The sequence below is a fragment of the Mesorhizobium sp. Cs1321R2N1 genome, assembly GCF_037179725.1.
Lineage (GTDB): Bacteria > Pseudomonadota > Alphaproteobacteria > Rhizobiales > Rhizobiaceae > Mesorhizobium > Mesorhizobium salmacidum.
In genome coordinates, this window is record NZ_JAPYKP010000057.1 from 1 (window position 1) to 24,515 (window position 24,515).

The following is a 24,515-nucleotide window of genomic DNA, read 5'->3' on the forward strand; positions in this document are numbered from 1 at the left end:
ATGGACTACGATTTGGGATATTTCGACGATGAGACATGCAGGCTCGAACCACTCCAAAACCCGTTCGGGCCAAAAGTGTTACCCATGTCTCCGGTATAAACCGTAACCCATGTGTCCGGAACGGACCGAGCTATCCGTGGTGCAGACGACGGGACTCGAACCCACAACCTCCGGATTAAGTCCGGCGCTCTCCCAATTGAGCTACATCCGCGATCCCAATCCCCAAAGCGGCGCCGTATACAGGGCGGCAAAGCCGCCTGCACGGGCGGAGACGAAAGCTCCAACCGTTGTGCTCGCTTCGGTTTTCGTGACCGGGAGCGCGCCTATGGCCCCTGCGACGGGTTGTCGCAAGCGGCATTGTCGCGGCCAAATCGCGGCTTCTTGCGGCGGTGGCATTTCGGCAACACTGGTTGCCGCGCCTGCGATCGGGAGTTGCGGTCTCAGAAGGTGACGCGGCCGAGTACGCGCAAGCCGTCGCCTTGCGGCTCGACCACCACTGCTTCGCCTTCGCGCGGCGACACGCCGGTCAGCGCCACGATGTTTTCGAGATGGGTGACCATGACCATATTGTCGGAACCGGTATAGGCGCGGATTTCCTTCATAACCGCCGCGATCTGCGCCGCCTTGTCCGCCGCATCGCTCTTCAAAAGGTCGAGGGGGGCAAAAAGCTCCGGCTCGGCCTCGAAGGCGGTGCGCGCCGTGTCGAGGCAGCGGCAATAGCGGCTGGACAAAATGCGCTCGATGGGAGCCGCGCGGGCGGCAAACAGGGCGCCGATCTTGCTTGCCTGCTGCTTGCCGCGCGCCGACAGATTGACCTGGGTGGCGCAATTGCCGATGTCGAAATTGGCCGGGTCGGTGGTGCCGGTGACCATGGCGTGGCGCAGCAGCACGACATGGCCGCCGTCGCGCAGCAGCGCCCAGCCGGCGTCCGTCGCGTGCGCGGCGGCGGGGACGACAAGCAGGAACAACGCCAAGGCTAACCGGATCATCGCCACCCTTCCATGAGTCCGTATCGGGCTCCAACCATTCGCATATAGAGATTGGAACGCGGGCACAAAGACAAGCCGGGCGTCGGCCGCGTCTCAAGCCTCACTTTTTGGCGAGCTGCTGCTTCACCAGATCGATTTTCTGGTCGGTGAGCGGGATGGGGATTGTGTAGCCGGCTTCGGTAAAGCCCTGTTTTGCGTTCTCGAAGAACGCGATCGCCTTGAGGTATTCCGGCTTGCCGCCGCCATAGCTGGCGCGGTTCCAGTGGATGTCGCCAAGGTTGTTCTGTTCGAAGGCCCACTGCATGGGCTGACTTTCCCTGGTGAACACTTTCAGCGTCGCCGTGAAAGCCGCCTCGGCCTTATCGAGATATTTGCCGGTCCGTTCGATGTTGCCGAGGTTGAGGAGGCTCATACCGATACCATTCTGGGCGTTGGCCCAGTCGACGGGTGCCGTCTCGATGGTCAGCACTTCGAGCGCCGCACGCCGCGCGGCGATCGAATCCTGCAAGGTCCTGGGGTCGGCATTGCTCATGCTCAACCAGTGCAGCGTCGAGCCGAGGCCAGCCTGGGTCAGCGCCCATTGCCGCGGGTTGGTCTCGCGTTTGTACTCGCGCAAAGCTTCGCGGTAGGCGGCAATCGCCTCGCTGTAGTGTTCGGGCTTGTCCGTCACGCCGCCAAGAAGCTGGAGCGTGTTGCCGAGATTGTAGTAGCTCATCGCCCAATCGAGGGGAAATTTCCGTCTGACATAGACCTGGCGGGCCGCCTGGAATGCCGCGGCCGACTGCTCCAGCCTGGATGCGTCGCGGGTGCGCTGGCCAAGCGTCTGGTAGATCGAGCCGAGATTGTTCTGCGCCGACGCCCAATCCATCGGGAAGCGCTGCTTGGTGAACACCGTCAATGCATCGTCATAGGCTGCCGCCGCCTCTTCAAGCGTGCCGGTGCCCATGTCGAAACGGGCGACACCACTCAGCGCATTGCCGAGGTTGAGCCGGCTGGTGGCCCAGGAGACGGGGAATGTGTCGCGGGTTCGCACTTCGAGCGCGGCGCGAAAGGCGTCGACGGCCTCGTTGATCCTGGCCTTGTCGTTGAGCTGGATGCCGAGGGTCACAAGTGTGTTGCCAAGATTGTTCTCGACCATCGCCCATTCGACCGGCGTCTTCTGGCGCGTGTATTCCTCGAGCGCCAGCCGGTAGGCCGCTTCCGCCCGGGCCAGATGCTCGCCGCCGGGTTCACGTTCGGAGAGCGCATAGAGCGCGAGGCCAAGATTGTTCTGCGAGGAAGCCCAGTCGAGGGGAACCTTGTCGCGCGGGCGCTTTTCCAGCGTGGCACGCATCGCCGCCACCGCCTCGTTCAAGCGCTTCGGGTCGCTCTCGCGTTCGCCGATCTTCAACAGCACGTTGCCGAGATTGTTCTGGGCGGCGGCCCAGTTGAGATCGTCTTTCACACGTTCGAACACAGCCAGCGAATCGCGAAAGATCTGCGCGGCCTCTTCGAGATGCGCGGTCTCGGTCTCGCGCTCGCCGATGTTCTGCAGCACCACGGCCATGTTGTTGCGGGTAATGGCCCAGTCGCGATTCTGTTCGCCATTGGGAATGAAGTTCAGGATGGCGCGATAAGCTTCGATCGCATGCTGCAGCGCATCCAGGTCGCCGGTGGCGTAGCCATAGGAATTAAGTGCCTCCGCCTCCTGGTTCTTGTAGTTCCAGCGCAGCTTGTCATCCCATTTCTCGGCCAGCGAGAACGCCTTGGCGTAGTCGTTGGCGGCCGATTTGTAGTCGAAGACCAGCGCCGAGGCGTCGGCCCGCTTGGCGTAGATCGCGGCATCGGCGATGCGCTTCTGCTTGATCAATTCCTCAGCCTGGTCGACCGTGTCGTTGGTCTCCTCGACCCGCCCCACGGCATCATCGAGGAATTTTCGCGCCGTGGCGATCGCGCCCTGGCCGATGGCCTTGTCGGCGGAGGCGACCAGACGTTTGATTTCCGGGTCGTCGGTGCGCAACGCGGCGCGCTCGGACATCATCTTCTTCAGGCGCTCGGCCTGCGCATCGAGCACTTTCCGCAGGTCGGTCGGATCTTCGGGGATTTTCTCGGTGCCTAGTGCCCGCAGCACGCCGTAAAGCGCGTCGAGCGGCACGCCCTCCTGCAGCGATGCCAATTCCACCTGTGCCCGCTTGGGGTCCGGCAGATCGGAAATGGTCAGGAGCAACTGTCGCCGCTCACCGGTGATCAGCCCGTCATCGCCGGTCGGCTCCGGCGGAGCCACGCCGAAATAGAGCAGGCGGCGCAGGCTTTCGTTGACCCAGGGGCGCTGCTTCGCCTTGGTGTCGAGATAGACCTCTTCCGTGACCATGCGCATGACCGAGCCGAATTCGGTGCCTTTCATCGCCGCGAGGTGGCGCAGCAGGGTGGCCGCATAGGAGCTGTTTTCGCCAGCGGCGCCATCGAGCGCCGGACGGCCGGGTTCCGCGGCGAAGCCGATCACCGTGCCGAGGCTCGCATCGGCCGCCGGCTCGTTGCCGAGGGCCTTGGCGCCGCGCACCGGTTCCAGTCCCCCCGCGCCGATCGGCTCGGCCGAAGCGGTCGGCGCACGCCGCACCACGGCACTTGATGGAAACGGATTGGTGCGGCAGGCATCGAGCAGCACGATCGTCACCGGCACCGTCTTCTTCAATTCGTCTATGACGGCGGAAATCGGCACCAGTGCCTGATCGGCATCCTTGAGCGACGAGACATCGGCGTCGACCGGAACCAGATAATTCTCGCCACCGGCCTCGATGCCGTGACCCGAGTAGTAGATGAGAGCGACGTCGGCGCCCTCGGCATCCTCGACGAAGCGTTCGAGGTCGCGCTTCAGCTTGCTGGCATCGCGGTCGGTGACGTTGCGGGCGTCGAAACCGAGATCGGTCAACATCTTGGCCATGTCGCGGGCATCATTGGCCGGGTTGGGCAAGGCAGCGATGTGTTCGTATCTGGACTGACCGACGATCAGCGCCACGCCCTTGAGGTCTTTTGCCTCGGCAGCCTGAAGCATCGACGCGGCCACGGAGACAAGCATGGCGACAAACAATGTCAGCCACGCACGCCCGAAAAGACGCAGTTTCGAGGTTTCGACAAAGGTCATTTGTCGTTCCGCCCTGATGATCCAAGCCCTGTATAACCCTGGCAGCCGACGATGATCAAATTCGGGCGCGATTGCGCCGCGACCGTGGCTCGCCTATCCCTGAAAAATGTCTCCGCTCACCGAAACCGTCCTGTTCGTCTTCAGTCTTGTCGCGCTCGGCTATCTCGCTGGGTACACAGGCTATCTGAGACCGGCGAGCGGCGAGGGGATATCCGACTTCGCGGTCTCCGTGGCAATGCCGCTGCTTCTGTTCCAGACCATGGTCAAGGCCGATTTCCATGGCGTGGCGCCATGGCCGCTATGGGGTGCCTATTTCACCGCCGTGGCGATCACCTGGGCGGCGGGCCATGTCGTCACCACGCGAATCTTTGGTCGCGATGCGCGAGCCGGGGTCGTCGGCGGGGTGTCATCGGCCTATTCCAATGTGGTGCTGCTCGGTGCCCCCTTCATCCTTGGCATATTTGGTCCGAGCGGCTTCGAAGTGCTGTCGCTGCTGGTCTCGGTGCATCTGCCGATCATGATGATGGCTTCGATCGTGCTGTTCGAGATGTTCGGCCGGGGCAGCGGCGACCATGTGCATCCGTTGCGCGTCACCCGCAGCTTCCTGAGGCGGCTGTTCATCAACCCGCTGATCATCGGCATTCTCCTGGGTCTCGCATGGCGGCTCAGCGGCGTCCCGCTGCCGGGTCTCATCATGCGGCTGGTCGATGCGCTGGCGAATACGGCCGGGCCGGTGGCGCTGTTTGCCATGGGGCTGAGCCTGCGCCGCTTCGGCATATCAGGCAATGTCCGGCCGGCCCTGGCGCTTTCGGCGCTGAAGCTGTTCCTGATGCCGGCGCTGGTTTTTGCCTTCGTCTGGCTGCTCGGCCTGCCGCCGCTGACTGCCAAGGTGGCGGTCGTGGTGGCGGCGCTGCCGTCCGGCATCAATTCCTATCTCATCGCCGTCCAGTTCAACACCGGCCAGGCGCTGGCATCGAACCAAATGACCATCGCCACGGCTTGCGCGGTCCTCACCACCGCCTTCTGGCTGACGGTGGTCCTGCATGTCTTCGGGTGAGGTTGACGATAGCGCATACCAACCCGCCCTCGTCTTGCGCTGGTCCAACCCCTATATGCCATCTTGCGATTGCTTGCGGGGCTTTCCCTAGGTTAAGAGCAATGGCTCCAGCGTGCGGCCCTGCCTGCGCTTTACCGAAGACATCCAGATAGCGGCCCGTGAGCGCCGAACGGAGGCTAGACCATGCTTCAGAAAACCAGCCATTTCATGCGCCAGGCCAATCTCATCAATGGCGAATGGGTGCAGGCCGACAGCGGCCAGACGGTCGATGTGAACAATCCAGCCACCGGCCTCAAGATCGGCACGGTGCCGAAGTCGGGCAAGGCCGAGACACGCCGCGCCATCGAGGCGGCCGACGAAGCTTTCAAGACCTGGCGCAAGACGACCGCGCTCGAACGCTCCAAGCTGCTGCGCAAGCTGCATGATGCGATGATGGACAATCAGGACGTACTGGCTGAACTGCTCACCATCGAGCAGGGCAAGTCGCTGTTCGAGTCCAAGGGCGAGATCGGTTCGGCTGCCGCCTACATCCTGTGGTTCGCCGAAGAAGGCCGCCGTACTTATGGCGACGTCGTGCCCTCGCCATGGGCGGACCGTCGCATCCTGGTGACCAAGGAACCGGTCGGCGTCATTGCCGCCATCACACCGTGGAATTTCCCGTCCTCGATGCTGGCCCGCAAACTCGGTCCCGCACTTGCCGCAGGCTGCACCGCCGTGGTCAAGCCGGCCTCGCAGACGCCGTATTCGGGTCTCGCCTGGGGAGCGCTGGCCGAAGAAGTCGGCTTTCCCAAGGGCGTCGTCAACATCCTGACCGGCGCCGCTGGCGAGATCGGCGACGAAATCTGCGCCAATCCGCTGGTCAAGAAGATCACCTTCACCGGCTCGACCGAGGTCGGCAAGATCCTGATCCAGAAATCGTCGGTCACCGTCAAGAAGGTGTCGATGGAGCTCGGCGGCAACGCGCCGTTCATCGTCTTCGACGACGCCGATGTCGAGCGTGCCGTGGCCGGCGCGATCACCGCCAAATATCGCAATTCCGGCCAGACCTGCGTCTGCACCAACCGCTTCCTCGTCCAGGCCGGTGTTTACGACAGGTTCGTGGAGAAGCTCGCCGCGGCCAGCAACGGACTGAAGGTCGGTTCCGGCCTCGAAGAGGGGGTCCAGCAGGGGCCGCTGATCGATGAGAAGGCGGTCGAGAAGGTCGAGGAGCTGATCGCCGATGCCACCTCGAAGGGCGGCAAGGTCGTCGCCGGCGGTCATCGCCATGCGCTGGGCGGCTCGTTCTTTCAGCCGACGGTCATCGCCAACGCGACGCCGAAAATGCGCTTCATGAAGGAAGAGATCTTTGGCCCGGTCGCACCCGTGTTCAAGTTCGAAACCGAGGAAGAGGCCGTCGCGCTCGCCAACGACACCGAGTTCGGCCTTGCCTGTTATTTCTACACCGGCGATCTTGGCCGCGCCTTCCGGGTCATGGAAGGCCTGAAATACGGTATGGTCGGCGTCAATGAAGGCCTGATCACCACTCCGGAAGCGCCGTTCGGCGGCGTCAAGGAATCCGGACTTGGCAAGGAAGGCGGACATCAGGGCATCGAGGATTACCTCGATACCAAATATGTGTGCATCGGCGGCCTCGGCCTCTGATAGGCTGGTGCTGGGGCAGGCTGGTAAACCTGCCCCAGGCTGAACAACCAGCCGAAGTCCTTTGGATCCACTGGCATTTGCGGGCATGATGATGAAGGACGGCGAGGTTTTCGGCACGACGCAGGCAGGCGAACCGATCCGCCGCTTTACGATCAGGGGCGGCGGCCTCACCGCCAACGTCATCGGGCTTGGCGCCATCGTCCAGGACCTGCGCCTGATCGGGCACGACGCGCCGCTGGTCCTCGGCTACAACAATCTGGAGGCCTATGAGACCGACACTGGCTTCTTCGGGGCCGTTGTTGGGCGCTACGCCAACCGCATCGGCGACGGCCGCTTCACAATTGGCGGCAACCGCTACCAGACCGAGCGCAACTTCCTGGACAAGCATACGCTGCATGGCGGCTCGCAAGGCTACTCCCACCGCCCATGGGCGGTTTCGCTGCATGGCAGGGACTTCGTCACGCTGACATTGCACGATCCCGATGGCGCGATGGGCTTTCCCGGCGCGCTCGACGTTACCTGCACCTACCGGCTGAAAATTCCCGGCACGCTCAGCGTCGAACTGACGGCGACCTGCGAGGAGCCGACGCCGTGCAATCTCACCCAGCATTCCTACTTCAACCTCGATGATGGCGGCACGGGCGACATTCTCGACCACAGGATGATGCTGAACGCCGGCGCCTATCTGCCTGTCGACGGCGACATGATCCCGACCGGCGTGGTCAAGCCGGTCGACGGCACGCCCTTCGATTTTCGTCAGGCGCGGCCGCTGCGCATGGAGACCGAGGGCGAGCAGCTGCCCTACGACCAGAATTTCTGCCTGGCCGCGGCGCGCGGGCCGCTCAAACAGGCAGCGTGGGTGCAAGGGGCGAATTCCGGCGTCGAGATGGAAGTCTGGACCACGGAACCCGGTGTCCAGCTCTACACCGGGCAATATGTGACGCCACGCATCGGTCTGGAAGGACGGAACTATAAGGCCTTCAGCGGCTTCTGCCTGGAGCCGCAGATATGGCCCGACGCGCCGAACCGGCCCTATTTTCCGCAGGCGACGCTATGGCCGGGCGCGATCTACCACCACGTGACGGAATACCGCTTCCGGCAGGGATAGCTTTTCAGGACTTGCCGAACGCCGTCCGCAGCGTCTCGAACGGCGCCAATGCGCCACGGACCTGCACCACGGCAGCGGCAACGCGATGGGCTCGCCGGGCGGCTTCCTCTGGGCTGTGGCCGGCAAGACGAGCGGCGAGATAGCCGCCATTGAAGGAATCCCCGGCACCTGTCGTGTCCACGAGCACCGCGACATGGATTGCGGCGACCTCCCGCAGCGCTCCACCCTCGGCAATCAACGCCGGCGCTTCGCCGTTCTTGACCACGACCTCCTTGACCAATTGACCGAGGCGATCAGCGGTCGCCTGCGGTGTGTCGTCGCCGAACAGCGTCTGTTCGTCCGGGAAAGTCGGCAATGCGATGTCGGTGACGGCAAGCGCTTCGACGATCGCTGCCTGCGCGTCCTCGCGGCGGCGCCAGAGCCGTGGCCGATAATTCGGATCAAAGGCGATCAGCGAGCCTGCCGAGCGTGCCTTAGCCACGGCAACCAGCAGTGCCTCGCGCGAGGCCTCGTCGAGAATTGCCAAAGTGATTCCGGAAAAATACACAAGCGCCTGATTTTCCAGGTTTTTCGACAATGCCGCCGGATCCGACGCGAGCTGCCTGGCGGCGGCGTCGCCGCGCCAGTAAGTGAAGGAGCGCTCGGCGCCGGTCAGCGTGATCGCATAGAGGCCGGGGCGCGCGCCCGGTACGACCGGGCTGGAGCCGATGCCGATGCCGTTTTCGGCGAAGAAGGCGATCTGGCCCTGTGAGAAGGGGTCGTCGCCGAAGGCCGAGACATAGGTTGCCGGCCGGTCAGGGCTGAGCGCATGGAGCGCCCACAGCGTGTTGAACGTGTCGCCGGCAAAGCCCATGCGCCAGTTCGGGCCGGTCTGTCCCGACAGTTCGAGCATGCATTCGCCGATCGAGGCGACGCCGTTTCCCACCATCTGCAATCCTCCAGTGATTTCGGTGCTGTAGCTTTTTGCCGGACGCAGCGCCATGCTTGGCAAGCAGGCTTTTTTCCGCCACAGCGTTTTCCCACAGGCTGGCGGGATGCGATCCGCCCGGCAGAACGTTATCCGCAGAAGAGGAACCGGTTTGGCATCGTTATGGCGTTATTTCCTGGCAGGTCTTGGTCTGGCTGCTTTGCTGGTCGGCGTTCTCGCGGCCGTCTATCTGACGGCGCCGCATTCGGCACAGCCCGTCGGCCCGGATGTCTCGCGGACCAAGAAAACCGACAACGGATTGTACGTAGCGAGTTTCGTGCCGGAACACGGCGTGGTGCGGCAGGGCGAACTGGAATCCTGGCTGCTGACGCTGAAGACAAAGACAGGGGCTTCGGTGGAGCGAGCCGCGATCACCATCTCCGGCGGCATGCCGCAACACAATCACGGTTTGCCGACCAGCCCGCAGGCGACCGATTATCTGGGCGAGGGACGCTACCGCATCGAAGGGGTGAAATTCACCATGAGCGGCTGGTGGCAACTGCGTTTCGCCATATCGTCCGGCGCGGGCTCCGACACTGTGCTGTTCAACGTGGTGCTGTGAGCGGTCGATGAGGCGCTTTTTCTGCTTTTTTGCGCTGACGGTGGCGGCCATCCTTGCCGGTTGCGGCAAGCCGGATTTTTCCGATGCCGAGAAGAAAATGATTGCTTCGCTGGCATTGAACACACTGCCAGCGCTGAAGCCGGACACCACCAATCGCTTTGCGGATGTGCCAGCCGCCGCCGCACTTGGCTCGACGCTGTTCTTCGACGTCGGGATGAGCCGCGACGGTACGGTGTCCTGCTCGACCTGCCACAAGATCGACCGCCAGTTCCAGGACGACCTGCCGCAGGCGGTCGGCGTTGGGCGCACCAACCGGCGCACCATGCCACTGGCCGGTGTGGCGCGCGACCCCTGGTTCTTCTGGGACGGACGTCGCGATAGCTTGTGGGCGCAGGCGCTGACCCCCCTCGAAAACCCGTTGGAACAGGCTGGAAACCGCACCGCCTATGCGCGTTACATGAAGACACGCTTCGGCGAACGCTATGAGCGGATCTTCGGGCCATTGCCTGATTTGTCCGGCATTCCGCCGAATGCCAGCCCGCTCGGAAGCGATGCCGAAAGGACAGCCTGGAACGCGATGAGCGGCGCGCAGCGCGATGCGGTGAACCGCGTCTACGCCAATATAGGCAAAGCGATCGCCGCTTTCGAACGCTCGATCGAGCCGTCGCCGACGCGCTTCGACCGCTTTGCACTGGACCTTGCCACAGGCGCCGAGCCGAAAGGCGATGCGGCTTTTTCGCAAGAAGAAATCCTTGGGCTGAAACTGTTCATCGGCAAGGCCAATTGCGTGACCTGCCACAACGGCCCGCGCTTCAGCGACAACGGTTTTCACAACACGGGCGTGCCGCCTGTCGCCGGCCTGCCGGCGGATCGTGGGCGCGTCGATGCGGTGGCCCAAGTCGAGGCCGACCCGTTCAACTGCTTCGGCGCCTATCGCGATGGCGACGCCAGTGCCTGCGGCGAACTGCGCTTCATGGTCAAGGATGCGCCGGAACTTGCGCGCGCCTACAAGACGCCGTCGCTGCGCGGTGCGGCGACGCGTCCGCCTTACATGCATGCCGGGCAGTTTTCATCGCTCGACGAGGTTGTGGCGCACTACGCCAAAGCGGCAGGAAGCGTTGAGGGCACCTCTGAAATTCACCCGCTTGAGCTGTCCGACCGCGAGCGCGCCGCACTGGTGGCGTTCCTGAAGACGTTGTCGGAATGACGCCAAGGGATGAGCAGTTGAAAAAATATTGCAAAAAAGATATATTCTAACCCGATGAGCTGGTCAGTCGAGTTTCTCAATGTCGAGGTGAGACGGGAGCTGGAGGCCCAGCCAAAAGATATTCTCGCGAGCTTTCTGCGGATATCGCGGCTGATCGAGGTGCATGGGCTGCAGAAAGTCCATGAGCCATATGTGAAGCATCTGGAAGGCCCGCTCTGGGAAATGCGGATGAAGGGCCGGGATGGCATTGCTCGCGCGGTCTATGTCACTGCCTTCGAACGCCGCGTGGTTGTGGTGCGGGTGTTTGCCAAGAAGACCCAGAAGACGCCGCGAAACGAGATCGAGCTCGCCCTAAAGCGAGCGAAGGAGGTTCCATGAGCCGAAAAGCAATTTCCGTCGAGGACGCCGCTAAGGAGTGGTTCAAGGACCCGCAATTCGTTGTCGAATACGATGCCTTGGAGGAAGAATTCGCCATAGCCGAAGCCTTGATCAGGGCACGAGGCGACGCCGATATGACTCAGGAACAGGTCGCTGCGGCCATGGGAACCACACAAGCCGTGATCGCTCGCCTGGAGAGCGGCCGAAACATGCCCTCGACCCGAACCTTGCAGCGCTTCGCAAAGGCGACCGGATCGAAATTGCGCATCAGCTTCGAGCCGGGCAAGCCGAAGTCACGCGCCGGCCATTAAGCGTCTACCTATCCTTCACCGTTTCCATCGCCACGAAGGTCGAGGTCTGGGCGACGTGGGGCAGGGCCGAGATGCGCTCGCCGAGCACGCGGCGGTAGGCGGCGATGTCGCGGGTGCGGACCTTCAGGAGATAGTCGAAGCTCGACGCCATCATGTGGCACTGCTCGATCTCCGGCACGGCCTGTACCGACCGGTTGAAGGCATCGAGCGCGGCGGATCGGGTGTCCGACAATTTCACCTGGACGAAGGCGACATGGCCTTCGCCCATGCGTTCGCGGTCGATGATCGCCTGGTATCCCCTGATATAGCCGTCCTTCTCCAGCCGCTTCACCCGCGCCTGCACCGGTGTCTTCGACAAGCCGACCTTGGCGGCCAGTTCCGACATGGAAAGCCGGCCGTTGCCGGCCAATGCCGACAGGATGTTCCTGTCGATGCGGTCTAATTGGTCTTCTGTCATCGAAACCGCAGCCTGAATCAACAATTTTCTGCAACATGATAGGTCAATTGAGCTGCCCTGTCGATTTTTTCAGACCGCCTGAAATCTGGCACTTGTGCTAGCTTGCGCCATTCGGTCCGGTGACCGCCGGCCGCTCCCTTATGCTTGCTCATAGGACCGCCATGCCGCTCGACGCCATCCGCCAGCAGATCCGTGCCAATTATTTGCCCGACGAAGACGCAGCGGTTAAGCGATTGGCCGAGGCGACCGGGCTTTCTGCCGGACACCGCAAGGCGATCTCGGCCCGCGCGGCCGACTTGGTGCGGGCGGTACGGGGCTCCACCGATCCCCGGCTGATGGAGGTCTTCCTCTCCGCCTACGGTCTCTCCACCAAGGAAGGCGTGGCGCTGATGTGCCTGGCCGAGGCGCTGTTGCGCGTGCCCGACACCGAGACGATGGACGATCTCATCGCCGACAAGATCGCGCCGCACGACTGGTCGGCGCATTCCGGTGGTTCGAGTTCCATTTTCGTCAATGCCTCGACCTGGGCATTGATGCTGACCGGGCGCGTGCTCGACGAAGGCGAGGGGGGCATCGAAGGCACGCTGCGCTCGATGGTGCGAAGGTTGGGCGAACCCGTCATCCGCAAGGCGGTGGCCGCCGCCATGCGCGAGATGGGCGAACAATTCGTGCTTGGCCGCACGATCGCGGAAGCCGTCAAGCGCGGCCGGCCGATGACCCAGAAGGGTTATCTCTATTCCTTCGACATGCTGGGCGAAGCGGCTCGCACCGAGGCCGACGCCTTGCGCTACCACAAGGCCTATGCCGACGCCATTTCCTCGCTCGATGCCGGCTCGAACGGGCCAGATATCCGGTACAACCACGGCATTTCGGTCAAGCTCTCCGCGCTGCATCCTCGCTACGAGGTGGCGCAGAAGGAAAAGATGCTGCCTGTGATGGCCGAGCGGCTGTTGTCGCTGGCTCTGGCCGCACGGCATTCGCGGATGGGCCTCAACATCGATGCCGAGGAAGCGGATCGTCTGGATCTGTCGCTCGACGTCATCGAGCGGGTGCTGGCAGAGCCGGAACTCGCCGGCTGGAACGGTTTTGGCGTCGTAGTGCAGGCCTATGGCCCGCGCGCGGCTTTCACCATCGACTGGCTCTATGCGCTGGCCAGAAAAAACAATCGCAACATCATGGTTCGGCTGGTCAAGGGTGCTTATTGGGACACCGAGATCAAGCGGGCGCAGACGCTCGGACTGTCAGGCTATCCCGTGTTCACGCGCAAGGCCAACACCGACGTTTCCTACATCGCATGCGCGAAAAAACTGCTTGGGATGACCGACCGAATCTATCCGCAATTCGCCACCCACAATGCCCACACCGTCGCCGCCATTCTGTCGATGGCGGACAACCGCGACACCTTCGAATTCCAGCGCCTGCACGGTATGGGCGAGGCCTTGCACGAAACCGTGCGCCGGTCGGAGGGCACGCGTTGCCGCATTTACGCGCCGGTCGGCGCGCATTCGGACCTGCTTGCCTATCTGGTCCGCCGACTGCTGGAGAACGGCGCCAATTCCTCCTTCGTGCATCAACTGACCGATGAGGACGTCGAGCCGGAGGACATCGCGCGCGATCCATTGGAAACGGTCGAACGCCAGGGTCCCGCCGCCAATCCGGCGATTGCCCGGCCTTCCCAGATATTTGGCGCGGGCCGTCGCAACTCGAAAGGGTTCGACATTACCGATGCGGTGACGCTGGCTGCTATCGACCAGGCCAAAGCGGCATTCGCGGGTCCCGATCGCTGGCACGCCAAGCCGATCACGCGCGCCGCCGGCTACGGCAAGCAGCGCCCGATCGTCAATCCGGCAAAACCTTCCGAGGTCGTCGGCACAGTTCACGAGGCCGCCGCCAAGCAAGTCGCGACCGCCGTGCGCATCGCGGTGGAGGCGCAGCCGGCCTGGGCAAACCGGCCGGTCGCCGAGCGTGCCGGCATCCTCAACCGCGCGGCTGACCTTTACGAGGCCAATGCCGTCGAGTTCTTTGCGCTCGCTACGCGCGAAGCCGGCAAATCGTTGGCCGACGGCGTCGCCGAGGTGCGCGAGGCCGTGGACTTCCTGCGCTATTACGCCACCGAGGCGGCGAATGCCGAGGCGGGCACGCAAGCGCGCGGCGCCATTGTCTGCATTTCGCCATGGAATTTCCCGCTCGCCATCTTCACCGGCCAAGTCGCGGCAGCACTCGTCACCGGCAATTCGGTGATCGCCAAACCGGCTGAGCAGACGCCGCTGATCGCCTTCCGCGCCGTCGAGATGCTGCGCGAGGCCGGTGTGCCGGAGGACGTCATCCAGCTCCTGCCCGGCGACGGCCCATCGGTCGGTGGCCCGCTGACTGCGGATCCGCGTATTGCCGGCGTCTGCTTCACCGGGTCGACCGAGGTTGCCAAGCTGATCGAAAAACAACTGGCCGAGACCGCGGCGCCGGACGCCATGCTGATCGCCGAGACCGGTGGTCTCAATGCCATGATCGTCGATTCCACCGCGCTGCCCGAACAGGCGGTGCGCGATATCCTGGCGTCGGCCTTCCAGAGTGCCGGCCAGCGCTGCTCGGCGCTGCGCGTGCTCTATGTGCAGAAAGACGTCGAGAAGAAGATGCTGGAGATGCTGAAGGGCGCCATGGAGGCGCTCAATGTCGGCGAGCCCTGGCTGATCTCGACCGACATTGGGCCGGTCATCGACGACGAGGCGCAGGCCTCGATCCGCGATTATTGCACGACGATGGGGCTGCAAGGGCGGCTGATCGCCAAGTTGGAAGCCCCCAAGGACGGCCGCTTCGTCGCGCCGCATGTCTTCCGGGTCAAGGGCATCGAGGAGATGGAGCGCGAGGTGTTCGGGCCGGTGCTGCACGTCGCCAGTTTCGACGCCGACCAGATCGACAGCGTCATCGCCGCCATCAACCGCAAGGGTTATGGCCTGACCTTCGGTCTGCACACCCGCATCGAGGGGCGTGTGCAGCATTTCGTCGACGGCATCCATGCCGGCAACATCTATGTCAACCGCAACCAGATCGGCGCCGTCGTCGGTTCGCAGCCATTTGGCGGCGAGGGCCTCTCCGGCACCGGGCCGAAGGCAGGCGGCCCGTACTATGTCAGGCGCTTCCGCAAGGGGCCGGAAGCAGGCACGGAAGTTGGCGAAGGCCACAAGGTTACGGCGACCGAGCTTGCCGACAATCTGCCCGATCCGGCACTTGGCGGCTGGTCGACGCGGCCGGACCGGATCGCCATCCTGAGGAAGCATCTGCGCGGCAAGGGCGCGGCCGCGATCGGTGCCGCCGCCAGCATCGATTTCGGCCAGGTCGATTTGCCTGGCCCGACCGGCGAGGCCAACACGCTGTCGCTGTCGGCGCGCGGCCGGGTGCTGTGCCTGGGGCCGGACGCCGACACGCTGCTAGCCCAGACCATCCAGGCGCTCGCCGCCGGCAATGCGGTGCTGGCGGTGGCGCCAGGTGCCCCGGCTACCCTCTCCGCATTGACGGGGAAAGGCCTGCCGCTGGCGGCCATCGATGGCCGCCCCGATCCGGTCGAGGCGCGCTCGCTGCGCGTCGATGTCGTTGCTTTTTCAGGCACGCCCGAGGCGGCGCGCATCGTGCGCAAGGTCATCGCCGAGCGCAGCGGGCCGATCGTGCCGCTGGTCAGCGAGGTGCTCAATCCGGCGGCTTATGCGCATGAGCGGGCCGTCTGCGTCGACACGACGGCAGCGGGCGGCAATGCCAGCCTGTTGGCCGCTGCATAGACTGGTCGACACTTACGCGCCTTCGACAACGGAAAAGCCCTCGAATTGCGGGTGGCCGAGATAGTGGACCTTTGTCGTGCCGACATTGCGGTGGGCGGCGCGAAAATTCTCCGACTTGGTCCAGGCGACGAAATCGTCATGGCTGGCCCAGACCGTATGCGAGGCAAAAAGCGTGTAGCCTTCGGCCTCGTTGACCGGACCGCGCAGCAGATGGAACTCGCGGAAGCCTTTCATCTCGGCAAGGCTGGAATCGCGGTTCTTCCACCCGGCTTCGAAGTCGGCCTCGGAGCCGGTCTGCACCTTGAAGCGGTTCATGGCGATATACATGGGGTTCCTTTCGGCAGGTCTCGAACGTTGATGATTGAGGCTTGAGTGAATGGCCACGGCTCAGAACGGACCGATTGGCGCCTTGAAGCGCCAGCTCGACATCCCGGTCTCGGGCGGGATTGGCGGGAATGGCGCCTGTTTTCGCACCAGCTCCAAGGCGAATTGATCAAGCTCCGGCGAGCCGGAGCTCTTGGCAAGTTGCAAGTCGGCAATGTTGCCATCGGCAAGCACGACAAATGCCACCATCGCGTTGTTGCGGGCTGTCGTTTGCGCGGATTTCGATACACGGCGATTGGCGCGAGCCAACTTGCTGGCCACTTCGCCGCTATAGCGGGAAGCCGCCGCGTTGCCGGCCTCGCTTTGCTTTCTCCCTTTGCTGGCAGTGGCCGCCTTGATTTCATGGCCGTCAGCCGAGCCGCGCTTCTCGTATGGTTCGCCGGCGGTTGCTGGAGCACTTTCCGGGCTCGGCCTTGCGATGGGAACCTGCGGCTGCTCTGGAACCGAGGCAGGCGTTTCGGTGTCCTCGGCCTGCATGGTCGGTTGCGCCGGCATTTCAGTTCTGGGAGGCGCCACGCTCTGGTCATCGGAACGTGGCGTCCCCGCCACCAGTATGTCCGGCGTGACCGCCGGCAGCTTGACAGGTTCCGGCAGAGGCTCGGGAGGTGGCTTCGTGCCTTCCTGCGCGGGACGTGGAGGTTGTGTCGGTGGCATTGTGCCCGCTGCCTTTGCCGGTTGCTGCTTGGTCGGCTGCGGATTCGGCACCAGCGTGACATTCATCGCCGCCGGGTCCTTGTCCAGGGCGCTACCGACCACCTTGTCTCCTGTGTGATCGCTGCCTTCCGACTGCACCCCGCCCTGGAGATCGAACGTTCCCGTTGGCGATATAAAAAAGGCCGCCGCCACGCCTGCGTGGAGCAGGCAGGAGACGACGATCGCAGCCGGCCATTTGCCGTTGCCGGCAGGCGGCCGCGTCTGGGCAAGCGACTCGGCCGGCACGATGGCCAACTCGTCGCCGGCATTGGGGAGGGAACTGGTTTCCTGCATGTCGCGCGGCGGAAAATGCAGCGGCCCAGGCGCCATTGTCAAATCAAGATAGACTGGCTCAAACAGCAGAAGGCCGGCCAGGGGCCGGGCCTGGATATGTCGCGCCAAGGCGGGTTCTGGTCCCACATCAGACGCCGAAAGCAACGCCGGTCCTGGTGTCCGTCTTCAGCTTGCGCATGCAGGCGGCCGGCTCGAGGCCCGTGCCGACGCACTCCGTCGCGCTGTTGATCAGCACACGGCTGAGCTTGGTGCAGTCGGTACCGGCCAGGTCAAAGCGCGTCACCTTTGTCTTGCCCGTTGGCAAATCCTTGAAGTCGAGCACCGTCAGCCGGTCGACCACCCCGGCCTCGTTGAACAGGGCGATCTCGAACGCCGCCTTGGTGAGGTCGGCGCCGAGATTGTTGTTGACCAGGAAGGTCAGCCGGCAGCCTTTGTCAGAAGGCTGCGCGGCATTGAGTTCGAGGGTCAGGACCGGCTCGGACTGTTCAGCCCGCGCCGGAACCGTCGCAAGCGACATCGCCAGCGTCGAGGTCAGCAGACGAAGGGATGTCGTCAAGCTCGTCATGCTCAGCCTCCAAATCGCATGGTTGCGGCCAGCTTCAGCGTGATGCCCGGTTCATAGACAGCGACCGTCGTGCCGCCATTCAGCGGGTTGGCGTATTTGACGTCGAACAGGTTGTCGGCACGGAAATCGACTTTCAGATTGTCGGTCGCCTGATAGCTGGCGAAGGCGTTGACCAGTGTGTAGTCCGTGGCCAACGTATTGCCCTTCGGCTTGCCGTTATACTGCACCTCGCCGCCGACGGTCAGCTTGTCCTCGAGGAAGCGCAAGCCGAGCTGAGCGGTGACCTGAGAGGAAGGAATGGTGGCGAGGTCGGCTTCCACACCCTTGTAGGAAACCGTGTGGCCATCCGTGATCGAAGCCGAGAGGCCGGCATAGCCCCATGCCGCATCGTAGACACCTTCCAGCTCGAGGCCGTCGATCTTGGCCTTGGCGAAATTCTGATACTGGAAGCAGATCGGGATGCCGGGGCCGAAGGGGCAGCCGCTGCCTGGAGCGAACGGCGACAGCGTTACGCCGTCGATATAGTCGTCGACATCGTTATTGAAATAGGCCGCCTTGATACGGAGTGCGTCGCCAGCCTCGAAGATGTCGTTCTGCTTGTAGTTGACGCCGAACTCGGTCGTCTTGCCGGTTTCAGGCCGCAGATTTGGATTGGGCAGGAACGGGAAGCTGACGCCAGCCGGATGGTTGCCGCTGATCAGCGTTTCCGTGATCGACGGCGAGCGATAGCCTTCCGCATAGGTGCCGTAGAATTGCAGGCCGGCAAGCCCGGCGCTCTCGAACGGCGAGACACCGACCGTGACGCGCGGCGATAGCCTGTCGCCGGAAATATCGTGTGTGTCATCCTTCAGGCTATAGCTGTCGTAGCGCAGGCCGGCGATGACTTCGAGCCAGTCCCAGCTGAGCTTGTCCTGGACGTAGGCGCCCGACACATTCCGCTTGCCAGAAGGGGTGTAGAAACTGTCGCCGCCGGCAGCGCCGCCCGTCTTGACGCTGTCGCCGACCCAGTCACCGCCATAGGTCAGTTCATGCGCGATGCCGCTCGTCTCGAACCGTGACGTGTTCCAGATATCGATGCCGGTCGTGCCGACATCGAATGTCGACTGTGATCCTGCCGGCAGCACCACGGGAAAACCGGTCACCGGATCGAAGCGGTTCTGCGGCACAAGACTGGTCAGGTCGAGATTGGTCTTGTTGTAGGAGGTGTTGATGTGGAGATCGAGCCAGCTCTTGTCTTCGTCCGTGATGTTGTAGCGGGCCGTGAAGGTGTTCGACTTCAGGTCGACATCATTCACAGACAGGCCGCCGCTGGTCTCGTTCCAGCCATCGCTAGAGCCGACCCAGCCAAGCTTCAGTTCACTGTTCTCGGTCGGCCGGATGGTGGTCTTGAGCAGGCCGCTCAGCACGTCGAAACCAGTGCCGTTGACGGTGTCGCCGTCGCCGTCCTTGTAGTTGCCGTAGTCGCGGTAGACGATGTTGCCCAGCACGTCCCAGTTCTGATTGATCCGATAGGCGCCGGATGCGCTTGATGTCCAGCCCTTGCCGTTGCTTTCGTAGCGTCCAGTAACGGAGCCTGCCCAGGTTTCGTCAGGCTTGAGGAAATCCAGCGCATCCTTGGTATCGAAGAAGACGACGCCGCCAATGGCGCCAGAACCATAGGTGTTGGCGACCGGACCGCGGATCACGTCGAGGGATTTGACCAGTTCGGGATCGATGTAGAAGGTCGACTGGGTGCCGTGGTCGGAACGCTGGAAATTCTGGCGCGCGCCATCGACGATGACGGCGACGCGGCCGAAATCCTGCAGGCCTCGGATGTTGATGCTGGTGCTGACGCGCCTGGCGTCTGCCTGCGCGGCGACACCTGGTACGCCGAGCAGCATTTCGTTTGGCGTCGTCGCCATGCGGCGGTCGAGTTGCTCCTGGCCGACGTGGCTGGCCGAAGCCAGCGATTCGATCGCCGTTTCGCCGGTGCGGCTGAGCACCAGGATCTTGTCGAGCAGCGTCGCGCCCGAGGGAGCTGCACTTTCCTGGTCAGTCTTTTTCGATTGACCGGTCTGCTCGCTCGCCGGCTGCGTCGCCTGTTGCGCGTGCGCCGATGGCGCGGATAGGGCGATCGCAGCCACGCTTGCAAGCAAAGCCTTTGCACGGTTCGCCTTCGACCGGCCGCGCCATTCCCAATTCATCAACCCCATGCCCCAACTCCAAATTCCAGGTTCCATGCTGGCTGGCCCGGGGCTTGCTGGCATTTTTGGTCGTATCCGGCATCTTAAATGTTGACTCATTTAGTCCGGTATTGCACTGACTAGTAAACATGATTATTTCGAGTCAAGAAATGAATCGGCAATTTCGCAACGCCTAGCCAGATGCCCGGCACAGGAAAGGGATCGAACCAGATGAACACGCACAATCCCAACGATTTTCGCTATCGCGTCCGCCGTTCGGACGATGCCTCCGCCCGTTTCGATCGGATTCCGCTGGCGGTGCGAACGCTGTCCAGCAACACGCTGTTTCAGGGCGAGCACGAGATCGGCATCGAACATCATGGCGCGCTCTACCGGCTGAAGATCACCCGCCAGGGCAAGCTCATTCTGAACAAGTAAGGCAAGGCATAAAGACATGGACCAGCGCGTAAAACCCGCTCCGCATGAAATCCGGCGGGCACGGACCGTGAATCCGAAAACGCGCGAGCGTGACCTTGCCGCCCAGCTCGGCATTTCGGAGGCCGAGCTGGCCGCCGCGCATTGCGGCGACGGCGCCGTCCGCATCGAACCGCGCGTCAACGACCTTCTGACCGGTCTCGAGGCCGTTGGCGAGGTCATGGCGCTGACCCGCAACGAAAGTGCGGTGCACGAGAAGATCGGGGTCTATGACAAGCCCGTCACCGGCAACCACAACGCCATGATGCTTGGCGAGAACATCGACCTGCGCATCTTCCCGAAAGTCTGGGCGCATGGCTTCGCCGTGGAGAAGCGGGACGGCGACGACATCCGCCGCAGCCTGCAGTTCTTCGATGCGGCCGGCGAGGCGGTGCACAAGGTGCATCTGCGCCCGGCCTCCAGCCTCTATGCCTACCAGAAGCTGGTCGCCTCACTGGAATCGTCGAACCAGGAGCCGACGATCGACATTTCACGGCCCGTTCTCGATGAGGAAAGCGAGGCCGGGACCACAAGCCTGGACGATCTGCGTGACCGCTGGAGCCGGCTGACGGACGTGCACCAGTTCTTCGGCATGCTGAAGACGTTAAAGCTCAGCCGCCGCCAGGCGGTGCGCATGGTCGGCCAGGACTATGCCTGGCTGCTCGACAATGACGCGGTCCGCGCCATGTTCCATCACGCCGCCGAAGGCGAGATGCCGATCATGTGCTTCGTGGGCAACCGCGGCTGCATCCAGATCCATTCCGGCCCGGTCAAGTCAATCAAGACGATGGGACCGTGGATCAATGTGCTGGACGAGACCTTTCATCTGCACCTGCGAATCGACCACATCCATGAGGTCTGGGCGGTGCGCAAGCCGACCAAGGACGGCCATGTCACCTCGCTCGAGGTCTATGCCGCCAATGGTGACATGATCATCCAGTTCTTCGGCAAGCGCCATGAAGGCGAGGGCGAACGCGACGACTGGCGTTTCTTGGCCGAGCACCTGCCGCGCATTCCAAGCCCGACGGCAGCCTGAGGAAAGTGTAATGCGTTCTGTTTCGAGACTGTCCGCCCTGCGCGGATCGATCATCGGTTCCGCGATCGGCCTTTCCCTGTCTTTCGCCGCAATGCAACCAGCCGGCGCCACCGAAGGCGTTTCGGTCTTCGCCGACCCTTCGAAGATCGCCGCCATTGGCGGTTCCATCACCGAAATCGTCTATGCGCTTGGCGAGGAAAAGCGTCTCGTAGCGCGCGATTCCAGCAGCCTCTATCCGAAAGCGGCACTCGAATTGCCCGATGTCGGCTACATGCGCCAGCTGTCGCCGGAAGGCGTCTTGTCGGTCAGTCCGACAGCCATACTGGCATTGCACGGCAGCGGCCCCAAGGAAGCCGTCGACGTGCTGAAGAAGACGAGCATTCCCTTCATCGAAGTGCCCGAGCAGTACAACCGCGAAGGCATCCTTCAGAAGGTCCGCATTGTCGGCAAGGCGCTCGGGGTCGAGGCCAAGGCGGAGGTGCTGGCCAAGGCGCTCGATGCCAAACTCACGGCCGCTAAAAAGCAGACAGAATCGATCAGGGAGCGCAAGCGCGTCCTGTTCGTGCTCTCGATGCAGGGCGGCAAGATCATGGCGGCCGGCAGCGACACCGCAGCCAACGGCATGGTCAAGCTGGCGGGCGGGGTCAATGCGATGGAAGGCTTTTCCGGTTACAAGCAGATGTCCGACGAAGCGATCGTCACCGCCAGGCCGGACGTGATCCTGATGATGAGCAATGCCGGGCCGCCGGTGTCGGACGACGAAGTGTTCGGCAATCCATCCATAGCCTCGACGCCGGCTGGCACCGCGCGCAAGCTGATCCGCATCGATGGCGCCTATCTGCTCGGCTTCGGGCCACGCACGGCCGACGCCATCCACGACCTCGCCGTGTCGCTTTATGGCGCACAGGTCACGGACTGAGCATCATGGCCGACCAGTCGATCGCCGGTCCAGTGAAGGCGATGGGTGCATCCGAAGGCGATCGTTCCGGTCGCGCCCGTGCCGTCATCCTCTTGCTGTGCCTGGGCCTGGCGATCGCCGTCTTGCTTTCGCTCACATCCGGGGCGTCGGACGCATCCGCCGTGAACGTCATCAGGGATTGGCTCTTTGGCACCGTCCCTGGCGATGCGGCCCTCAGCGCGCGTGACAGCCTGATCGTCTACGAAATCCGCCTGCCGCGCGTCATCCTCGGCATGTTGGTGGGCGCGGCGCTCGCGGTTTGCGGCGCCGTCATGCAAGGGCTGTTCCGCAATCCGCTCGCTGATCCCGGCCTGATCGGGGTTTCAGCCGGCTCCAGCCTTGGCGCGGTGGCTGTCATCGTACTTGGCGGGACCGTGCTGGCACCGGCGACCGCATTGCTCGGAACGCTCGCGCTGCCGTTTGCGGCGTTTTTCGGCGGCCTCGCCACCACACTGGTGCTTTATGAGGTCGCCACGCGACGCGGGCAAACCTCGGTCGCCACCATGCTGCTCGCCGGCATAGCCCTGGCGGCACTTGCCATGGCGCTGACCGGAATCCTGATATTCATGGCCGACGATCGCCAGTTGCGCGACCTGACCTTCTGGTCGCTGGGATCGCTCGGTGGTGCGACATGGGCCAAGATCGCTTCCGTGGGGCCCATCATCATCTTGGCGCTGGCGGCGATGCCGTTCCTGGCCCGCGGCCTCAATGCGCTGGCGCTCGGCGAGGCCACCGCCGGCCATCTCGGCATATCGGTGCAGCGGCTGAAATACACAGCCATCATTGGTGTCTCGGCGGCGGTCGGGGCGTCCGTCGCCGTCAGCGGGGGCATCGGTTTCGTCGGCATCGTGGTGCCGCATCTGCTGCGCCTGCTGATCGGCCCGGACAATCGTTACCTGCTGCCGGCCTCGGCGCTGCTCGGCGCCTCGCTGTTGCTGCTCGCCGATGCCGTCGCCCGCACCATCGTGGCGCCGGCCGAATTGCCGATCGGCATCGTCACCGCCGTCGCTGGCGCGCCGCTCTTCCTGTGGATCCTGTTGCGCAAGCGCGGCGTGATCGACCTGTGAGTTTGGGACCCTGTTGGAGTGTTTCATGATCGAAGCGCGCGATGTTTCTGTGGCGATCGGCAAGAAGCGTATTGTCGTTGATGTCGATTTCGAAGTCGGGCCGGGTGAAATCTCGGCCATCGTCGGTCCCAACGGCTCGGGCAAGACGACCTTTCTCAAGGCGATGTCGGGGGATCTCGCCCATACCGGACGGATCGTCATCAACGGTCGCGAGCTGTCGACGATGAAGCCGGTCGAGGCCGCGACGGTGCGAGCGGTGCTGCCTCAGGCAACGACCTTGTCCTTTCCCTTCACGGTGCGCGAGATCGTCAGGCTTGGCCTCGTCGGTGGCCGCGCTGGCGTGCTGCCCGGCGAGAACGAACGCCTGCCGGAGCGGGCGCTGGCGCGGGTCGATCTCGATGGCTTTTCCGGGCGTTTCTACCAGGAACTTTCGGGTGGTGAGCAGCAGCGCGTCCAGCTTGCGCGCGTGCTGTGCCAGGTCTGGGCGCCAGTGCTCGACGGCGGGCCGCGCTATCTCTTCCTCGACGAACCGGTTTCCAGCCTCGACATCAAGCATCAGCTGATCATCATGAACATCGCCCGCGATTTCGCCAGAAGAGGCGGGGGCGTGGTCGCGATCCTGCACGACCTCAATCTGACGGCCATGTATGCCGACCGCATCTTCGTGATGCATCGCGGCCGGCTGGCCGCGACCGGTTCGCCGCGGGAGGTGCTAAGCGATGAGCTGATCGAAAAGGTGTTCGATTGCCGGCTCAAGGTCGGCGTGCTGCCGGCTAGCGACATGCCGTTCGTGCTCCCGCAATCGTCGGTCAGCTGATATTCAGCCGACCTCGCACGACGCGACAGGGATCAAGCTGCCGGCGCGCGGCGCTCCATCAACAGATCGATGCCGAGCAGGTTGCGCACGTTCGGCCGCGCCGCCACCAGGTCGGCGATCGTGTAGCGGGCAAGCACGGCGAAGAAGGCGTTGAGCGCCTCGCGCAGCGCCGAATTCAACGCGCAGCTGTCGACAAGCGGGCATTCGGCCGCGTCGTTCTCGAAGCACTCCGCCATGGCAAAGCTTTCCTCGGTCACGCGCACAACGTCGAACAGGCTTATCGCTTCGGCGGCACGGCCGAGCCGTACCCCTCCGTTCCGGCCGCGGACAGTCTCGACCAGGCCGTTCTCGACCAAAGGCTGCAGGATCTTGAACAGGAACAGTTCCGACACAGAATAGGCGGCCGCGATCTCCGGGATGCGGCTCAACCGTTCATTGTTGGCGGCACAATACATCAGGATGCGCATGGCGTAGTTGGTTTGGCGGGTAAGCCGCAT

General features: G+C 63.4%; 22 protein-coding genes. 13 read left to right on the plus strand and 9 right to left on the minus strand.

Going from position 1 to position 24,515, the window contains the following annotated elements; translation table 11 throughout:
• Positions 1–440: 440 nt before the first annotated feature.
• Positions 441–989, minus strand: a complete 549-nt coding sequence (locus tag O7A61_RS16300; protein WP_027144069.1) for a histidine phosphatase family protein — start codon at positions 987–989, stop codon at positions 441–443.
• 100 nt (positions 990–1,089) lie between these two features.
• A complete protein-coding gene (locus tag O7A61_RS16305) occupies positions 1,090–4,110 on the minus strand; it encodes a caspase family protein (RefSeq protein WP_337130646.1) in 3,021 nt (1,006 codons plus the stop codon).
• Between the two features lie 106 nt (positions 4,111–4,216).
• Here O7A61_RS16305 and O7A61_RS16310 point away from each other — a divergent pair, with 106 nt between their 5' ends.
• The 3 genes from O7A61_RS16310 (at position 4,217) to O7A61_RS16320 (ending at position 7,916) form a co-directional block, all read left to right on the plus strand.
• Positions 4,217–5,167, plus strand: a complete 951-nt coding sequence (locus tag O7A61_RS16310) for an AEC family transporter (protein WP_337130648.1) — start codon at positions 4,217–4,219, stop codon at positions 5,165–5,167.
• Positions 5,168–5,350: 183 nt separating this feature from the next.
• Positions 5,351–6,808, plus strand: a complete 1,458-nt coding sequence (locus O7A61_RS16315) for an NAD-dependent succinate-semialdehyde dehydrogenase (protein ID WP_337130650.1) — start codon at positions 5,351–5,353, stop codon at positions 6,806–6,808.
• Between the two features lie 85 nt (positions 6,809–6,893).
• Positions 6,894–7,916 (plus strand): aldose epimerase family protein, encoded by a 1,023-nt coding sequence (locus O7A61_RS16320; RefSeq protein ID WP_027144065.1) that lies wholly within the window; start codon positions 6,894–6,896, stop codon positions 7,914–7,916.
• A 4-nt stretch (positions 7,917–7,920) separates the two neighbouring features.
• Here O7A61_RS16320 and O7A61_RS16325 read toward each other — a convergent pair whose 3' ends face one another.
• Complete coding sequence (locus O7A61_RS16325) at positions 7,921–8,844, minus strand: sugar kinase (protein WP_337130653.1); 924 nt, start codon at positions 8,842–8,844, stop codon at positions 7,921–7,923.
• A 151-nt stretch (positions 8,845–8,995) separates the two neighbouring features.
• Here O7A61_RS16325 and O7A61_RS16330 point away from each other — a divergent pair, with 151 nt between their 5' ends.
• Genes O7A61_RS16330 through O7A61_RS16345 form a run of 4 tightly spaced genes read left to right on the plus strand, consistent with a single transcriptional unit; the run spans position 8,996 to position 11,341 of the window.
• Positions 8,996–9,445 (plus strand): FixH family protein, encoded by a 450-nt coding sequence (locus tag O7A61_RS16330; RefSeq protein WP_027144063.1) that lies wholly within the window; start codon positions 8,996–8,998, stop codon positions 9,443–9,445.
• Positions 9,446–9,452: 7 nt separating this feature from the next.
• Positions 9,453–10,652, plus strand: coding sequence for a cytochrome-c peroxidase (locus O7A61_RS16335; RefSeq protein ID WP_337130655.1), 1,200 nt, complete (start codon positions 9,453–9,455; stop codon positions 10,650–10,652).
• A 54-nt stretch (positions 10,653–10,706) separates the two neighbouring features.
• Positions 10,707–11,030, plus strand: coding sequence for a type II toxin-antitoxin system RelE/ParE family toxin (locus O7A61_RS16340; protein ID WP_140758292.1), 324 nt, complete (start codon positions 10,707–10,709; stop codon positions 11,028–11,030).
• Positions 11,027–11,341: a helix-turn-helix domain-containing protein gene (locus O7A61_RS16345; RefSeq protein ID WP_140758293.1), complete on the plus strand. Its 315-nt coding sequence runs from the start codon at positions 11,027–11,029 to the stop codon at positions 11,339–11,341. The genes O7A61_RS16340 and O7A61_RS16345 overlap by 4 nt, the downstream gene beginning before the upstream one ends.
• Positions 11,342–11,345: 4 nt before the next feature.
• On the opposite strand, the gene O7A61_RS16350 is transcribed toward O7A61_RS16345, so the two are convergent.
• Complete coding sequence (locus tag O7A61_RS16350) at positions 11,346–11,798, minus strand: Lrp/AsnC family transcriptional regulator (RefSeq protein ID WP_027046935.1); 453 nt, start codon at positions 11,796–11,798, stop codon at positions 11,346–11,348.
• A 161-nt stretch (positions 11,799–11,959) separates the two neighbouring features.
• Between O7A61_RS16350 and putA the strand changes: the two genes are divergently transcribed.
• Positions 11,960–15,568: a bifunctional proline dehydrogenase/L-glutamate gamma-semialdehyde dehydrogenase PutA gene (gene putA / locus O7A61_RS16355; protein WP_337130690.1), complete on the plus strand. Its 3,609-nt coding sequence runs from the start codon at positions 11,960–11,962 to the stop codon at positions 15,566–15,568.
• 12 nt (positions 15,569–15,580) lie between these two features.
• On the opposite strand, the gene O7A61_RS16360 is transcribed toward putA, so the two are convergent.
• The 4 genes from O7A61_RS16360 to O7A61_RS16375 all read right to left on the minus strand — a co-directional run bounded on the left by O7A61_RS16360 (position 15,581) and on the right by O7A61_RS16375 (position 19,696).
• The gene (locus O7A61_RS16360; RefSeq protein ID WP_337130657.1) at positions 15,581–15,895 is read right to left on the minus strand and encodes an antibiotic biosynthesis monooxygenase family protein; all 315 of its coding nucleotides are present in this window, start codon (positions 15,893–15,895) and stop codon (positions 15,581–15,583) included.
• A 60-nt stretch (positions 15,896–15,955) separates the two neighbouring features.
• Positions 15,956–16,975 carry an energy transducer TonB family protein gene (locus O7A61_RS16365; protein WP_337130659.1) on the minus strand — a complete coding sequence of 340 codons (1,020 nt, stop codon included), beginning with the start codon at positions 16,973–16,975 and terminating at the stop codon, positions 15,956–15,958.
• A gap of 91 nt (positions 16,976–17,066) precedes the next feature.
• Entirely contained in the window at positions 17,067–17,504 is a 438-nt protein-coding gene (locus O7A61_RS16370; RefSeq protein WP_337130661.1) for a hypothetical protein, read from the minus strand.
• Between the two features lie 2 nt (positions 17,505–17,506).
• On the minus strand, positions 17,507–19,696 hold the full coding sequence (locus O7A61_RS16375; RefSeq protein WP_337130663.1) for a TonB-dependent hemoglobin/transferrin/lactoferrin family receptor: 2,190 nt from the start codon (positions 19,694–19,696) through the stop codon (positions 17,507–17,509).
• A gap of 201 nt (positions 19,697–19,897) precedes the next feature.
• On the opposite strand from O7A61_RS16375, the gene hemP reads away from it, so the two are divergent.
• The 5 genes from hemP to O7A61_RS16400 are packed head-to-tail and all read left to right on the plus strand — an operon-like array spanning position 19,898 to position 24,018.
• Complete coding sequence (gene hemP / locus O7A61_RS16380) at positions 19,898–20,104, plus strand: hemin uptake protein HemP (RefSeq protein ID WP_027051401.1); 207 nt, start codon at positions 19,898–19,900, stop codon at positions 20,102–20,104.
• A 16-nt stretch (positions 20,105–20,120) separates the two neighbouring features.
• A complete protein-coding gene (locus O7A61_RS16385) occupies positions 20,121–21,176 on the plus strand; it encodes a hemin-degrading factor (protein ID WP_337130665.1) in 1,056 nt (351 codons plus the stop codon).
• Positions 21,177–21,186: 10 nt separating this feature from the next.
• A complete protein-coding gene (locus O7A61_RS16390; RefSeq protein ID WP_337130667.1) occupies positions 21,187–22,095 on the plus strand; it encodes a heme/hemin ABC transporter substrate-binding protein in 909 nt (302 codons plus the stop codon).
• Between the two features lie 5 nt (positions 22,096–22,100).
• Positions 22,101–23,201 carry a FecCD family ABC transporter permease gene (locus O7A61_RS16395; protein WP_337130669.1) on the plus strand — a complete coding sequence of 367 codons (1,101 nt, stop codon included), beginning with the start codon at positions 22,101–22,103 and terminating at the stop codon, positions 23,199–23,201.
• A gap of 25 nt (positions 23,202–23,226) precedes the next feature.
• Positions 23,227–24,018, plus strand: coding sequence for a heme ABC transporter ATP-binding protein (locus O7A61_RS16400; RefSeq protein ID WP_337130671.1), 792 nt, complete (start codon positions 23,227–23,229; stop codon positions 24,016–24,018).
• A gap of 32 nt (positions 24,019–24,050) precedes the next feature.
• Here the strand turns inward: O7A61_RS16400 and rirA are convergent, their stop codons facing one another.
• Positions 24,051–24,515 carry an iron-responsive transcriptional regulator RirA gene (rirA, locus tag O7A61_RS16405; protein WP_027144053.1) on the minus strand — a complete coding sequence of 155 codons (465 nt, stop codon included), beginning with the start codon at positions 24,513–24,515 and terminating at the stop codon, positions 24,051–24,053.

Excerpts from the sequence above, each read along its gene's own strand:
- hemP (WP_027051401.1), top strand. The coding sequence starts at position 19,898 with ATGAACACGCACAATCCCAACGATTTTCGCTATCGCGTCCGCCGTTCG.
- O7A61_RS16300 (WP_027144069.1), bottom strand. The coding sequence starts at position 989 with ATGATCCGGTTAGCCTTGGCGTTGTTCCTGCTTGTCGTCCCCGCCGCC.
- O7A61_RS16365 (WP_337130659.1), bottom strand. The coding sequence starts at position 16,975 with ATGGCGCCTGGGCCGCTGCATTTTCCGCCGCGCGACATGCAGGAAACC.
- O7A61_RS16315 (WP_337130650.1), top strand. The coding sequence starts at position 5,351 with ATGCTTCAGAAAACCAGCCATTTCATGCGCCAGGCCAATCTCATCAAT.
- O7A61_RS16340 (WP_140758292.1), top strand. The coding sequence starts at position 10,707 with ATGAGCTGGTCAGTCGAGTTTCTCAATGTCGAGGTGAGACGGGAGCTG.
- putA (WP_337130690.1), top strand. The coding sequence starts at position 11,960 with ATGCCGCTCGACGCCATCCGCCAGCAGATCCGTGCCAATTATTTGCCC.
- O7A61_RS16370 (WP_337130661.1), bottom strand. The coding sequence starts at position 17,504 with ATGACGAGCTTGACGACATCCCTTCGTCTGCTGACCTCGACGCTGGCG.
- O7A61_RS16375 (WP_337130663.1), bottom strand. The coding sequence starts at position 19,696 with ATGGGGTTGATGAATTGGGAATGGCGCGGCCGGTCGAAGGCGAACCGT.
- O7A61_RS16360 (WP_337130657.1), bottom strand. The coding sequence starts at position 15,895 with ATGTATATCGCCATGAACCGCTTCAAGGTGCAGACCGGCTCCGAGGCC.
- O7A61_RS16305 (WP_337130646.1), bottom strand. The coding sequence starts at position 4,110 with ATGACCTTTGTCGAAACCTCGAAACTGCGTCTTTTCGGGCGTGCGTGG.
- O7A61_RS16325 (WP_337130653.1), bottom strand. The coding sequence starts at position 8,844 with ATGGTGGGAAACGGCGTCGCCTCGATCGGCGAATGCATGCTCGAACTG.
- O7A61_RS16345 (WP_140758293.1), top strand. The coding sequence starts at position 11,027 with ATGAGCCGAAAAGCAATTTCCGTCGAGGACGCCGCTAAGGAGTGGTTC.
- O7A61_RS16390 (WP_337130667.1), top strand. The coding sequence starts at position 21,187 with ATGCGTTCTGTTTCGAGACTGTCCGCCCTGCGCGGATCGATCATCGGT.
- O7A61_RS16395 (WP_337130669.1), top strand. The coding sequence starts at position 22,101 with ATGGCCGACCAGTCGATCGCCGGTCCAGTGAAGGCGATGGGTGCATCC.
- O7A61_RS16385 (WP_337130665.1), top strand. The coding sequence starts at position 20,121 with ATGGACCAGCGCGTAAAACCCGCTCCGCATGAAATCCGGCGGGCACGG.
- O7A61_RS16310 (WP_337130648.1), top strand. The coding sequence starts at position 4,217 with ATGTCTCCGCTCACCGAAACCGTCCTGTTCGTCTTCAGTCTTGTCGCG.
- O7A61_RS16320 (WP_027144065.1), top strand. The coding sequence starts at position 6,894 with ATGATGATGAAGGACGGCGAGGTTTTCGGCACGACGCAGGCAGGCGAA.
- rirA (WP_027144053.1), bottom strand. The coding sequence starts at position 24,515 with ATGCGGCTTACCCGCCAAACCAACTACGCCATGCGCATCCTGATGTAT.
- O7A61_RS16335 (WP_337130655.1), top strand. The coding sequence starts at position 9,453 with ATGAGGCGCTTTTTCTGCTTTTTTGCGCTGACGGTGGCGGCCATCCTT.
- O7A61_RS16350 (WP_027046935.1), bottom strand. The coding sequence starts at position 11,798 with ATGACAGAAGACCAATTAGACCGCATCGACAGGAACATCCTGTCGGCA.
- O7A61_RS16400 (WP_337130671.1), top strand. The coding sequence starts at position 23,227 with ATGATCGAAGCGCGCGATGTTTCTGTGGCGATCGGCAAGAAGCGTATT.